This is a genomic window from Paraburkholderia sacchari (assembly GCF_000785435.2).
Lineage (GTDB): Bacteria > Pseudomonadota > Gammaproteobacteria > Burkholderiales > Burkholderiaceae > Paraburkholderia > Paraburkholderia sacchari.
The window spans coordinates 1,464,285-1,477,152 of record NZ_JTDB02000001.1 but is presented as its reverse complement, the minus strand read 5'-3'; the positions used below and the strand labels follow the sequence as shown (position 1 = coordinate 1,477,152).

General features: G+C 64.0%; 10 protein-coding genes. 5 read left to right on the top strand and 5 right to left on the bottom strand.

The features are described from left to right. The first annotated feature begins 105 nt into the window (after window positions 1–105). The 3 genes from uvrA (at window position 106) to NH14_RS06550 (ending at window position 7,481) form a co-directional block, all read left to right on the top strand. Window positions 106–6,081, top strand: coding sequence for an excinuclease ABC subunit UvrA (gene uvrA / locus NH14_RS06560; RefSeq protein ID WP_052148535.1), 5,976 nt, complete (start codon window positions 106–108; stop codon window positions 6,079–6,081). A 333-nt stretch (window positions 6,082–6,414) separates the two neighbouring features. Beyond that, window positions 6,415–6,645 carry an H-NS family nucleoid-associated regulatory protein gene (locus NH14_RS06555; protein WP_035533873.1) on the top strand — a complete coding sequence of 77 codons (231 nt, stop codon included), beginning with the start codon at window positions 6,415–6,417 and terminating at the stop codon, window positions 6,643–6,645. A 257-nt stretch (window positions 6,646–6,902) separates the two neighbouring features. Beyond that, window positions 6,903–7,481: an NnrU family protein gene (locus tag NH14_RS06550; RefSeq protein ID WP_035533871.1), complete on the top strand. Its 579-nt coding sequence runs from the start codon at window positions 6,903–6,905 to the stop codon at window positions 7,479–7,481. A gap of 136 nt (window positions 7,482–7,617) precedes the next feature. On the opposite strand, the gene pcaG is transcribed toward NH14_RS06550, so the two are convergent. Then, window positions 7,618–8,208, bottom strand: a complete 591-nt coding sequence (gene pcaG, locus NH14_RS06545; protein ID WP_152617318.1) for a protocatechuate 3,4-dioxygenase subunit alpha — start codon at window positions 8,206–8,208, stop codon at window positions 7,618–7,620. Next, complete coding sequence (gene pcaH / locus NH14_RS06540) at window positions 8,208–8,912, bottom strand: protocatechuate 3,4-dioxygenase subunit beta (protein WP_035533867.1); 705 nt, start codon at window positions 8,910–8,912, stop codon at window positions 8,208–8,210. Before pcaH ends, pcaG begins: the two co-directional genes overlap by 1 nt. A gap of 138 nt (window positions 8,913–9,050) precedes the next feature. Here pcaH and pcaQ point away from each other — a divergent pair, with 138 nt between their 5' ends. Continuing rightward, window positions 9,051–10,091: a pca operon transcription factor PcaQ gene (pcaQ, locus tag NH14_RS06535; protein WP_035533865.1), complete on the top strand. Its 1,041-nt coding sequence runs from the start codon at window positions 9,051–9,053 to the stop codon at window positions 10,089–10,091. 12 nt (window positions 10,092–10,103) lie between these two features. On the opposite strand, the gene NH14_RS06530 is transcribed toward pcaQ, so the two are convergent. After that, window positions 10,104–10,796: a helix-turn-helix domain-containing protein gene (locus NH14_RS06530; RefSeq protein WP_052148534.1), complete on the bottom strand. Its 693-nt coding sequence runs from the start codon at window positions 10,794–10,796 to the stop codon at window positions 10,104–10,106. A gap of 187 nt (window positions 10,797–10,983) precedes the next feature. Between NH14_RS06530 and NH14_RS33410 the strand changes: the two genes are divergently transcribed. Then, the gene (locus NH14_RS33410) at window positions 10,984–11,331 is read left to right on the top strand and encodes a DUF6900 domain-containing protein (protein ID WP_237179518.1); all 348 of its coding nucleotides are present in this window, start codon (window positions 10,984–10,986) and stop codon (window positions 11,329–11,331) included. Window positions 11,332–11,624: 293 nt separating this feature from the next. Here NH14_RS33410 and NH14_RS06520 read toward each other — a convergent pair whose 3' ends face one another. Beyond that, complete coding sequence (locus NH14_RS06520) at window positions 11,625–12,131, bottom strand: metal-dependent hydrolase (RefSeq protein WP_035533862.1); 507 nt, start codon at window positions 12,129–12,131, stop codon at window positions 11,625–11,627. 116 nt (window positions 12,132–12,247) lie between these two features. Beyond that, the gene (locus NH14_RS06515) at window positions 12,248–12,601 is read right to left on the bottom strand and encodes a hypothetical protein (RefSeq protein ID WP_035533860.1); all 354 of its coding nucleotides are present in this window, start codon (window positions 12,599–12,601) and stop codon (window positions 12,248–12,250) included. Window positions 12,602–12,868 lie beyond the last annotated feature (267 nt).

Sequence of the window (12,868 nt, the reverse complement as noted above, 5' to 3'; positions counted from 1 at the left end):
CGGCGTGCTGTATAAACATACAGTAGAATCTCGATCAAGACAGCCCGTGCCGGGCTGCGAACTGCCGGGCGGTCACGCCCGGCTCCCGCGTTTGATCCAGCCGGAATGCCAGCGCAAGTGAGCGATAACCGATCCATTCGAATCCGCGGTGCCCGCCAGCACAACCTCAAGAATCTCGACCTCGATCTGCACACCGGCCAAATGACGGTCGTAACCGGGCCGTCAGGTTCGGGCAAATCAAGTCTCGTATTCGACACCCTTTACGCGGAAGGGCAGCGCCGTTACGTCGAAACCTTCAGTGCCTATGCGCGTCAGTTTCTCGATCGCATGGACCGGCCGCAGGTCGATCGCGTCGACGGCGTGCCGCCCGCCATCGCCATCGACCAGACCAATCCGGTGCGCAGTTCGCGCTCCACGGTCGGCACGATGACGGAGCTCAACGACCATCTGAAGCTGCTCTACGCGCGCGCCGCGAATCTGTTCGACCGCATGACCGCGCAGCCGGTGCGCCACGACACGCCCGAGACGATTTACGCGGAATTGCGCGCGCGCACGGCGGCGGATGATCCGCGCCTCGTCGTGACGTTCCCGGTCGAGCTGCCCGAGACGACTACCGAAGAAGAAGTTGCGCAATGGCTTTCCGCGAGCGGCTATACGCGCGTGCAGGCGCAGCGCGAAGTGAAAACCGCCGACGGCACGCGCAAGATGCTCGACGTGGTGGCCGACCGCTTCCGCCTGCAGAACGCCGAAAAGAGCCGCGTGATCGAGGCGATCGAGGCTTCGCTCAGACGCGGCGCCGGACGCGTGAACATCTATGTCATATCGGAAGCCGACGGCGCCGCCGACGTTTCCGATGAGAAATCCGAGCCGCTGATCTGGCGTTTTTCCACCGGCCTCCATTGCCCCGACAGCGATCTGCGCTATGCAGACCCGCAGCCGGCGCTGTTCTCGTTCAACTCGGCCTACGGCGCCTGCGAGGTGTGCCGCGGCTTCGGCCGCGTGATCGGCGTCGACTGGGGGCTCGTGATTCCCGACGCGCGTAAGACGCTGCGCGGCGGCGCGATCAAGCCGCTACAAACGCCCGCGTGGAAGGAGTGCCAGGACGACCTGATGCGCTACGCCGCCAAGGCCGGCATCCCACGCGACACCGCATGGTCGGAACTGACGCAGGAGCAGCGCGACTGGGTGCTCGATGGCACGCCTGACTGGAAGGGCAGCTGGCAAACGCAGTGGTATGGCGTCAAGCGGTTCTTTCAGTATCTGGAGTCGAAGGCGTACAAGATGCACATTCGCGTGCTGCTTTCGAAGTACCGCAGCTACACGCCGTGCGAAACGTGCGGCGGCGCGCGCCTGAAAACGGAAGCGCTGCAATGGCGCCTCGGCACCGGCGAAAACGCCGACGAAGTGCTCGCGCCCGAAGCGCGCTTCATGCCGCGCGGTGTGGAGTGGTCGCGCGCGCAACTCGAAGCGCTGCCCGGTCTCACGCTGCACGACGTCATGCTGCTGCCGATCGAGCGCATTCGCCTTTTCTTCGACGGTCTTTCGCTATCGTCTGCACTGCTTGACGACGCGCTCAAGCTGCTGCTCGCTGAGGTGCGCACACGACTGAAGTATCTGTGCGACGTCGGCCTCGGCTATCTCACGCTCGACCGCCAGAGCCGCACGCTTTCGGGTGGCGAGGTGCAGCGCATCAACCTGACCACGGCGCTCGGCACGTCGCTCACGAAAACGCTGTTCGTGCTCGACGAGCCGAGCATCGGCCTGCATCCGCGCGACCTGAACCGTATCGTCGAGGCCATGCAGCGCCTGCGCGACGCCGGTAACACGCTAGTGGTCGTCGAACACGATCCCTCGGTGATGCTGGCCGCCGACCGCCTGATCGACATGGGGCCCGGCCCCGGCGAGCGCGGCGGCACGATTGTCTACGACGGCACACCCGACGACATCCGCTCGTCCGGCACCTTGACGGGCGAGTATCTGGGCGGCCACCGCGCCGTCGCCGACGCGTCGCACTGGGCACGCCGAGCCGTCGATGCGGACACGCCACGCCTTGTGCTCGAAGGCGCGAGCGAGCACAACCTGCGCGATGTCACGGTGGAAATTCCGCTGCAGCGGCTAGTGTGCGTGACGGGCGTCTCGGGCTCGGGAAAATCGACTCTGGTGCAGGACGTGCTGTATCCGGCGCTTGCGCGCCATCTCGGCAAGGCAACCGAAGCGCCGGGCGTCTATCGCAATCTGGTCGGCGCGGAGCAGATCAGCGACGCCGTGTTCGTCGATCAGTCGCCGATCGGCAAGACCGCGCGCTCGAATCCGGCCAGCTACGTGGGAGCGTTCGACGAGATCCGCAAGCTGTTCGCCAGGGCGCCGCTCGCGAAGCAGCGCGGCTACACGCCGGGCATGTTCAGCTTCAACTCGGGCGAGGGGCGCTGCCCGACCTGCGGCGGCTCGGGCTTCGAGCATATCGAAATGCAGTTCCTGAGCGACGTCTATCTGCGTTGCCCGGACTGCGACGGCAGCCGCTATCGCCCTGAAGTGCTCGAAGTGAAGATTGAGCGCGGCGGCCGCCTGCTGTCGGTGGCGGACGTGCTGGATCTCACCGTGAGCGAGGCAGTGCAGTGCTTCGGTGAGGATGCCGAAGTATTGAGGGTAATTCAGCCGATCGTCGACGTGGGCCTCGAATACGTGAAGCTCGGGCAGCCCGTGCCGACGCTTTCGGGCGGCGAGGCGCAGCGCCTGAAGCTCGCGGGCTATCTTGCGGAAACGGCGCAGGCAAACGGCAAGGGGAGCAAGGAGACCGCAGCGGGCGGGCGCCTTTTCATGTTCGACGAGCCCACCACGGGCCTGCATTTCGACGACATCGCCAAGCTCATGCGCGCGTTCGGCAAGCTGCTCGCGGGCGGCCATTCGCTGCTCGTGATCGAACATAATCTCGACGTGATCCGTGCTGCGGACTGGCTGATCGACCTCGGCCCCGAAGGGGGCGACGCGGGCGGCGAGGTGGTGTGCGTCGGCACCCCGGACGACGTGATCGCCTGTCCGCGCTCGCATACGGGCGCGGCGCTCGAACGTTATGAAGCCGCGCTCGGCAACGGTGTCGGCACGCTCGTTGCCGAAGAAGAGGGCGTGGCGCTGCAGACGGCGTTGCGTGCGGCGCAGGCGCGCCGCGAGATTCAGGGCGAAGACGTGGTGCGCATCGTGAACGCGCGCGAGCACAATCTCAAGGCGCTCGACGTCGACATTCCGCATGGCCGGTTCAACGTCATTACCGGCGTTTCGGGTTCGGGCAAGTCCACGCTCGCGTTCGACATTCTGTTCCATGAGGGACAGCGCCGTTACCTCGAATCGTTGAACGCCTACGCGCGTTCCATCGTGCAGCCCGCAGGGCGGCCGGAGGTCGATGCGGTCTACGGCATTCCGCCCACGGTCGCCATCGAACAGCGTCTCTCGCGCGGCGGTCGCAAGAGCACGGTCGCGACCACGTCCGAGGTGTGGCACTTCCTGCGGCTGCTGTACGTGAAGCTCGGCGTGCAGCATTGCGTGCACGACGGCACGCCCGTGACGTCGCAAAGCGCCGATGCCATCGTCGCGCAACTGCTGCGCGAGCATCGCGGCCAGCACGTGGGGCTGCTCGCGCCGCTCGTCGTGAACCGCAAGGGCGTGTATACGGATCTCGCGAAATGGGCGAAGGCGCGCGGCAATACGCATCTGCGCGTCGATGGGGAATTCGTGCCGGTAGCGCCGTGGCCGAAGCTCGACCGGTTCCGCGAGCACACGATCGAGTTGCCGGTCGGCGATCTCGTGATCGAGCCCGAAAACGAGGCGCAACTGCGCCAGTTGCTCGATGCGACGCTCGAAGCCGGCAAGGGTGTCATGCATTTGCTGGCGCCGCTCGACGGACTCGATCATGCAATCGGCAACGGCAATTCGACTGCACGCATCGGCATGGTGAAAGTGCTCTCGACGCGGCGTGCCTGCCCCGTGTGCGGCACGAGCTATCCCGAGCTCGATCCGCGCATGTTCTCGTACAACAGCAAGCACGGCTGGTGCACGACCTGCGTGGGCACGGGGCTTGCGCTCACGCGCGAGCAGCGCGCGGTCTATGACGATACCGTTCTTGCTGCCGATGATCGCGGCCGAGAGCAGACCTTGCCGTCCGAAGAGCAGGAACCGGAGGGCATGGTCGACGAGCCGTGTCCGGACTGTCACGGCACGCGCCTGAATCCGGAGGCGCGTGCGGTGACCTTCGACGCGCATGCGATCGTCGATGTCGCGCAGTGGACGGTGGCCGAAACGCGCCGCTGGATCGAATCGCTCGAATTAAGCGGACGCGACGCGCAAATCGCACGCGACGTGGTGAGCGAAATCCGCAGCCGCTTGCAGTTTCTCGAAGAAGTCGGGCTCGGCTATCTGAGCCTCGATCGCGCCGCGCCGAGTCTCTCGGGCGGCGAGGCGCAGCGCATTCGTCTCGCGGCGCAACTCGGCAGCAATCTGCAGGGCGTGTGCTATGTGCTCGACGAACCGACGATCGGTTTGCATCCGCGCGACAACCAGATCCTGCTCGACGCGCTGCGCAGTCTCGGCGAGAAGGGCAATACGCTCGTTGTCGTCGAGCACGATGAAGACACGATCCGCCGCGCGGATCACATCATCGATATCGGGCCGAGCGCCGGCAAGCGCGGCGGACGCGTGGTCGCGCAGGGCAAGGTCGCCGATCTTGCGGCGCAGGCCGACTCCATTACAGGCCGCTATCTCGCGCATCCGATCGTGCATCCGCTGCAGCCACGCCGGGAAGTCAAGCCGGCGCGCGCGGGCCGCGAAGCCGTACCGGCGCAGTGGCTCACGGTGCATGGCGGCAAGCTGCACAATCTGCGCGATGTGACCGCGCAGATCCCGCTCGGCCGCCTCGTGGCGATCACGGGCGTGAGCGGCTCGGGCAAGTCGACGCTCGCGCGCGACGTGCTGCTTTCGAATCTGCTCGACGCGGTGGGGAGGTCGGTGCTGTCGTCGCCGGCGGAGCGCCGCGCGCGCAAGGCGGCAAAGGAAAGCACGCCGGGCGCGGCCGAACGGCGCTCGAGCGTGCTGGCGCGCACGAGCGCGAAGCCGAAGCTCGATGTTTCGCATACGTGGCAGGGCTGCGACTCGATTAGCGGATGGGAAACCATCGACCGCGTGCTCGAAGTCGACCAGACGCCGATCGGAAAAACGCCGCGTTCGTGTCCTGCCACCTATATCGGCGTGTGGGACGCGATTCGCCGCCTCTTTGCCGATACGCTCGAGGCGCGCGCACGTGGCTACAGCGCGTCGCGTTTTTCGTTCAATACCGGCGATGGCCGCTGCCCGGCGTGTGAAGGCCAGGGGGTGCGCACGATCGGCATGAGTTTCCTTCCCGATGTGAAAGTGCCGTGCGATGTCTGCCATGGCCAGCGTTTCAATCCGGAAACGCTGGCCGTGACGTGGCGCGGCCGGAACATCGGCGAAGTGCTGACGATGGAGATCGACGAGGCTGTGGAGTTCTTCGGCGCGATCACGAACATCGCGCATCCGTTGCAACTCATGAAGGACGTCGGGCTCGGCTATCTCACGCTCGGCCAGCCGTCGCCGACGCTCTCGGGCGGCGAGGCGCAGCGTATCAAGCTCGTCACAGAGCTATCCAAAGTGCGCGACGACGTCACGCGGCGCGGCCAGAAGGCGCCGCATACGCTCTACGTGCTCGACGAGCCCACCGTGGGCCTGCACATGGCGGACGTGGCGCGCCTCATTCGCGTGCTGCATCGCCTCGCTGACGCAGGGCATAGCGTGGTCGTGATCGAGCATGACCTCGACGTGATCGCGGAAGCGGACTGGATCATCGATCTCGGTCCCGAGGGTGGTGTAGGCGGCGGCATGATTGTCGGCGCGGCGAATCCGGAGGGGCTCGTGAAGGTGGCCGCGAGCCACACCGGCGCGGCGCTGCGGCCCGTGCTCGCGCGCACGGCGAGCGGCGCGCAGCCGTTGCCGTCTTTGGCGGCGCGCGAGGAGGGAGCGGACGATGCCGACTCCAATGGCGCGCATGCCGAGAATCGGCGGGCCAGCGCTTCGTAAGCGGTTTCGCGGCGGCTCCAGGAGCGCGTCCTGCCGGACGCCCGCGAGCGCCCCGTATGGGCCTCGCGGGCCTCAAACCGCTTGATCTGGGCGGCTCGCGCAAGGTATGATGGGCTCCGCTTGCAGCAAGTCGCCGTGCATTTTTAGCGGCACATTCTGGCGAGTGGAGCAGCGGACCTCAGATCCCCTCCGAACCGGTCGCGGGTTTCATACCCAGGCCACCTCATCAGTGCAGCAGGGCTTCGCGGCAACTGGCGAAGCCTTCGTCTTTTCAGGGCAGACGAATCGATATCGATCGACGCCTGGTCCTTGCGATGCGAGAGGAATTATCCGATGTTCGACCTCGACGGTGAGGCGCGCGAACGGCTCATCCTGTGGATTAAACGCCGCATGGAAGAGTACGACATTACGCTCGAAGATCTTGAATTATCCATTGCCGAAAGTGAACGGCAGCCGATGTACCGCGATGCATACGGCAATACCTGGAATGGGGAAGGCGACATGCCGTCCTGGTTGTTGCGTTACAAGCATGCCGGGCAGGACATAGAGCATTTCCGCTGCTAATGGCAGCGGTGACGCGTGGCATGCCGTCTGGCGGCCTTGGCCGGTTCTGGCAATATTTCAGTATCGTTTTAAAAATACCTTTTGGTGGATATTGCCCATTTAATCAATGGCGCTTCGCATCCGCCCGTTCTGGTTTGACCATAAGCCGTTTAAGTGCATATTCATCGGCAGGTCGTTGATCTTGCCGATTGGCCACGCCATGCAGTTGCGCCACAATTCCGGCCATTGCGCTTATGCCGCATCCAAGGGGGCCGAATATGGCGTTGCTGGTGGTGGGTCTGGCAATTTTCATTGGCATGCATTTGATTCGCGTCGTGGCCGCGCCTTGGCGCGAGGCGCAGATCGAGCGTTTCGGCATGCCTGTGTGGCGCACTTGCTTCGGACTGTTGTCGATTCTCGGCATCGTGTTCATCGTCCGGGGCTACTGGCTTGCCCGGCGCTATCCCGTGCCGGTCTGGCTCCCGCCGTTCGGTATGGCGCACGTCACCGCATTGCTTACCGCGATCGCCTTCGTGATGATTGCGGCCGCCTGCGTGCCGGGCAACCACCTAAAGCGTGCGCTGGGCCAGCCCTTTTTGAGCGGCGTGGCGCTCTGGGCGTTCGCGCATCTGCTTGCCAACGGCACGCTGCACGCCATCGTCCTGTTCAGCGCATTGCTGGTTTGGGCGCTGATCAAACTGCGTGCAGACCGACGGCGCGATCGCGAGGCCGGCGTCGTATATGCGCAGGGTGAATTTGCGCGCGACTTGATGGTCGTCGTGAGCGGGCTCGTCGCGTGGGCCGTATTCGCTTTCTGGCTCCATGGCGTGCTGATCGGCGTGCGCCCGCTCGGCTGACGCGCTGCAAAAAAAGAAGCCTGCTCGAGGCAGGCTTCGTCAAGGTACGACTTGGAGTTCCGCGATCAAATCGCAGCCGCGGCAATTTTGGCAGGCGTCCGCGAAAGCAGCATGAAAGTATGCGGCGGAGTTCAGATCACAGATCGAAGAACACCGTTTCGCGTTCGCCCTGCATGCAGATATCGAAGTGATAGACGATATTGCCGGCCTGCTCGGTGCGCCGCGCGACCAGCGTATGGCGGCGCGCTTCGGGTACCGAGGCGAGCACCGGATCAGCGGCGTTCGCGGCGGCCTCGTCGTCGAAATAGAGCCGTGTGAACGTATGCGTGAGCATGCCGCGCATCATGACGATCACGTTGACGTGCGGCGCTTCGTCTGGCTGTTCGCGCCCCGGCTTCACGGTGCGCACAATGAACCGCTGTTCGGGGTCCGTGCCGGTTCCCACCCGCGCGAAGCCGCGAAAGCCGGTTTCGGCTACCTGCGCGCGCGACGCGGGATATTGGCCGCTTGCGTCGACTTGCGAGAACTCCAGCATGGCGTCGAAGACCGGCTTGCCGTCGCCGTCGATCACGCGGCCCATCAGCGTGATGTGCTCGCCGGGTGTTTGCGGGCCGGCCATCTCGGGCGTGAAGAGGCTCTTGAAGTCGAAGTCGTATTGCTGCGGGCACAGCCCATAGGCGAAGTACGGGCCGACGGTTTGCGAAGGCGTTTCCTTGAGTGCCATGATCAACGCTCCATGGGGGTCTGGTTCGGGCCGCGCAGCACGATGTCGAATTCGTAGCCGAGTGCAAAGCCTTCTTCGGTGGTATCGAGCGAGAAGCGCGAGATCATGCGATCGCGCGCCTGCTCGGGCGTGCCCTGGAAGATCGGGTCGTAGGCGAGCAGCGGGTCGCCGGGGAAATACATTTGCGTGACGAGGCGCGAGCCGAAGTAATCGCCGAACAGCGAGAAGTGAATGTGATTCGGCCGCCAGGCATTGGGGTGATTGCCCCATGGGTACGCGCCAGGCTTGATCGTGAGAAAGCGATAGCGGCCTTCGTCGTCGGTCAGGCAGCGTCCCGCGCCCAGAAAATTCGGATCGAGCGGCGCATCGTGCTGGTCCTGCTTGTGAACATAGCGTCCCGCAGCGTTGGCCTGCCAGATTTCCACGAGCGAATTGCGCACCGGCTTGCCGCCGTCGTCCAGAACGCGACCCGTAACGATGATGCGCTCGCCGAGCGGTGCGCCATTACGCGCCGCATTGCGCGTGAGATCGTGGTCGAGCGCGCCGAGATCTTCCGCGCCGTACACGGGCGCGTGCAGATTGCGCAATTTTTCCTTTAGTGGAATCAGCGGCAAGGTCGGACCGCGCTTGACCGACGAGCGGTACGGCGGATAGACATATGCCGGATGCGAGTCGAAGTCGCGCGGCGACAGAAAGGACTCATCCATGGGGGTGTCTCCTGGCAGGATGGTGGTAAGAGGGTGCGAGACGCGGCGGACGGTCGCAGCGCGCGCATGCAGCCACTTTATCCAAGGTGAAAAGTTATGCAAAATGACGTTTTCTCGCGTCTCGTATAACCAATCGTTATGCAAAACCGGCTTGCGGACTCCCGCGTCAAATTTCGTCACCTTCAGTGCTTTCTCGCGGTTGCGCAGTTCGGCAGCGTGCAGCAGGCGGCTGAGAGCCTTTCCATTACGCAGCCGGCGGTGTCCAAGACGATTGCCGAACTGGAGTCGGCGCTCGGCGTGAAGCTGTTCGAACGCGGCCGGCACGGCGCGGTGCCCACGCGTGAGGGGCAGCTTTTCATGCCGCATGCCAGCGCGTGTGTGAGCGCGCTGCGCCAGGGAGTTGCGCTGCTGGCGCGTGAAGAGGGCGCGGTGGCGGCAACGCTCGACATCGGTGTTTTGCCGACCGTGGCGACCGCACTCGTGCCCGCCGCCCTGCGGCGCTTTGGCGGCGAGTGGCCGCGCGTGAGCGTGCGGCTCATGACGGCGGCCAACGCAGAGTTGCTCGAGCGCCTCAAAGCAGGGGCGATCAGTTTCGCGGTCGGACGTCTCGCGGATCCGGAACGCATGGTGGGCCTAAGCTTCGAGCAGCTCTATAACGAACCGCTGGCGGTGGTCGTGCGCTCGGGTCATCCGCTCGCGCAGGAGGCGGGACCGGCGTTGCCGCTTGCGCAGTTCCCCACGCAGTTTCCACTCGTGCTGCCGCCGTTCGGAACGCTGATTCGCCAGGCCGCGGATAGTCTGCTGGCGGCGTGGGGCGCTCCTCCGCTTACCTCGTTCGTCGAATTATTGTCGGTCTCGGTGGGGCGCGCTCTCGCGCTCGAAAATGACGCGGTCTGGTTCGTGCCATCGGGCGCGGTCGAATATGATCTGCGCGAGGGGACGCTGGTGCGTCTGCCGTTGCCGAGCGCGGGCGGCGAGGAGCCTGTCGGCCTGATCCAGCGCACCGACACCCAACCGACGGCAGCGGGCCGGGCGTTGATCGATGCGGTGAGGGAAGCCGCGCGCGAACGCAATGCGGCCGCGCATACGAAACCGGCAGTACGGCGCGGGCGTCAACGCTCGCACGCGGCGGCCGTCGCCGGGAGCAAGCGCGGTTCGGGCGCCGCTAAAGGTAAATAAAGCGCTAGTGTCTCAGGCTGCCGGAAGTTTCTTTTTGGAACGGGACGGCTTGGCGGGCGGCGGGGCCGGTTCGGCGGCATTGGTGGCATTGGCGGCTTCGAGCGCGCCGGGCACCGTGGCGCCCGTCGACATCCAGAGCACGAGCGCGTCTTCCTTGCTGGTGGAAACGGCAAAGTGGCCGGTGCGGCTGTCGAAGTAGAGGCTGTCGCCGGCCTCGAGATGCGTGGGGGTGTAGAGCTCGGTGTGCAGACACACGCTGCCGCTGATCACATAGATGAATTCTTCGCCTTCGTGCCGCCCCCAGTCTTCGAAAGCGTCCACCGAATGGGCCGTGACGCGTACGAGAAACGGCAGCATGGCCTTGTGCGCGAGCTCCGTGGCGAGCAACTCCATCTCGTAGCCGCGATACGCATGCGGCTTGCCCGCGCCGCGCCGCGTGAGTGCGCGGCGGCCGCCGAAGTCGAGCTTCGGCGTCGAGCCGAACAGCTCGCCCAAGTCGATTTTCAGGCCGGCAACGATCTTCTGCAGCACGTCGAAAGTGGGCGACATGAGCCCGTTTTCGATTTTGGAGAGCGTGGAGCGCGACACGCCGCACGCCTGGCTCGCGTGTTCGAGCGTCAGGTCGAGAACGAGGCGCGCGGCGCGGACGCGGCGGCCGAGGTCCGCGGTCGACGAAGCCGATGATTGCGTGAGCGTGGTGTCCATGAGCGGTGACGAGCAGGATCGAGTGTTCTGATATGTTTCCGATCATAGCAAACCGTCGCCTTTAGGAAACATCGGCCGAATGGCTAACGTTTGCAATCTGATTGTTGGTGCCCCGCGGGTTCGACAGATCGTATTGTTTCGATTCGCACTATTCAGGGAGCCGAATTAACCATCTTTAAAGATTGCCATGGATCTTGTCGTCGTGGAAAAGGTCTTTCAATACAGTAAGAATTTGAGTAGAGCCTCGATCTGCGTCGCGCAGTCGCGTGACGAACCGTATGGCGATCCTTACTATTTGATTGGACGATATAGATCAAGTTTGGAGAAGAAAATGCGCGACGAACGTCTCGAACTGTTGTTGGCCATATCGCGTAGAACACTCGGCATCGAACGCTTCGAGTTGACCGGAAAGCAAACCGCGGACTGCCACCTGGTCAGTGCGGAAGACGTTGGCCGCGCGCTGGAATCCGCGTATGACGCTGGGCTGATTGTTGGTCTAAGGAGTGGCCGCGACGAATGCATCGAAGAGTCCTGAAGGGCTCGATCAAACAGCGCCGTCACTTTCCGTCCGGAAACCGCGCCGCACGTTCAATGTTTCCGCCAGGAAATTCAAATAACGCTTTGGGCGTGCGTTTCTCGAACCTGACGGTAACAACGCAAACTGCGAATGGGTCCGGCGCGCGATCCTGTTCTCCGCGCCAGGTACGGCGGGACAGCCATTAGGGGGGTATGCCCGTTTAGTTTGGATTGCAGATTAACTAGTGCGCCGCACGTGTGCTGCGATCTGCGGCGCAGTCAGTCAATGTGTTTATTGCGAGCTTGCAAGCGTCAGGCGAGCCGGCGTAGCGGCTCGAGCGGCCACCCATGCGGCACGCCATGCACGGCGAAGAACCACGCGGCAACCCACGAGGCCGCGACAACGATCAGATCGCATCGGCCGCTGCGCCACAGGTTCAGTGAGTGGCGCTGCATGATCCACGGCACACCGAGTGGATTCGGCCAGTCAGCGAACAAATGGATCAGCCCGCCGCAAGCGAAGCCGAATGCAGGCGCGGCAATGGGCAGATGCCCGAGCTCGCGATGCGACCACCACAGTAGCGCGATCCAGCCAACGCCCCAATGCGTGAAAGTCCGATGGGTGATCCAGAGCCGGCGCTTCTTGCTCCACCATGCAACCTCCAGCCAGTCCGGCGCGGTGCCGCCGGCCACGCCCGCAACGAAAGCCAGCGCGGCATAGAGATGCCACGGGCTGTCCGCTCCGGTGTGCGTGACGATTGCAGCGGCGATAACGCCGGCAGCCCAGCCGGTGGCGTGATGTGCGGTCCCTGATGCCATGAAGCGATGTGAATGCAAAGTCGAAAGAGGGCGCAATCTTCGCAGATGCGACGGCTTCGTGACAGGGGGTATTCGAGCAATTTATCCCGCGCCGTTTGAGACCGCCGTTCGAAACATCAGGTTGCGCAGCGCGCCACGGCGAAACGCAGATTTTCCTCGGGTGGATCGTTCGAGCTGGACGCTCCGTGCGTCACGCGAATCACCGATCCGTTGCCGTTCGGCGTGAGCGAGACGAAGTACGAGGCGTTCGAACTCGAGCCAATCGCGAGTTCAGTGGCGTTGCCAGAGTGCGATTCGTGAGTGTGTGGCAGACGGCTTCTGAGGCAACTCGCGATCGACGAGGGCGAACGTGCCGAGGATGCGTAGACCATTGCGCCGTTGTCCGAGCTAGTGCTGGGCGGCGACGATCCACAGGCGGCGACGAGTGCGAGCGGCAAGGCGGCGGCAAGACGTTGCGTGAGCATATTCATGGGCGTCGTAGCGAATGCTGGGCGAAGAGCAACGCGAAATGCGCTGCGGCGGAGTGTTTGTGAGTATAGGCACAGGTCTGACAGTCCAGGTTCACGCAGAAGTAAGAAGATGCAACACGGCGGACCTGGGCTGGGAAGGCTCGTGACGGCAACACCACGAAAGTTGCCGATACGAAATTGAGAAAACGCGCGAGAAAAATACGGAGGAAGACCCGGGAAAAGAGCCCGGAGGAGACGGCACGACAAGCCGCGTGAACGAAGCGAAAC

Bases quoted from the DNA above. Each gene is read 5' to 3' on its own strand.
- uvrA (WP_052148535.1), top strand. From the start codon at position 106: ATGCCAGCGCAAGTGAGCGATAACCGATCCATTCGAATCCGCGGTGCC.
- NH14_RS06555 (WP_035533873.1), top strand. From the start codon at position 6,415: ATGTTCGACCTCGACGGTGAGGCGCGCGAACGGCTCATCCTGTGGATT.
- NH14_RS06550 (WP_035533871.1), top strand. From the start codon at position 6,903: ATGGCGTTGCTGGTGGTGGGTCTGGCAATTTTCATTGGCATGCATTTG.
- pcaH (WP_035533867.1), bottom strand. From the start codon at position 8,912: ATGGATGAGTCCTTTCTGTCGCCGCGCGACTTCGACTCGCATCCGGCA.
- pcaQ (WP_035533865.1), top strand. From the start codon at position 9,051: ATGCAAAACCGGCTTGCGGACTCCCGCGTCAAATTTCGTCACCTTCAG.
- NH14_RS06530 (WP_052148534.1), bottom strand. From the start codon at position 10,796: ATGGACACCACGCTCACGCAATCATCGGCTTCGTCGACCGCGGACCTC.
- NH14_RS33410 (WP_237179518.1), top strand. From the start codon at position 10,984: ATGGATCTTGTCGTCGTGGAAAAGGTCTTTCAATACAGTAAGAATTTG.
- NH14_RS06520 (WP_035533862.1), bottom strand. From the start codon at position 12,131: ATGGCATCAGGGACCGCACATCACGCCACCGGCTGGGCTGCCGGCGTT.
- NH14_RS06515 (WP_035533860.1), bottom strand. From the start codon at position 12,601: ATGAATATGCTCACGCAACGTCTTGCCGCCGCCTTGCCGCTCGCACTC.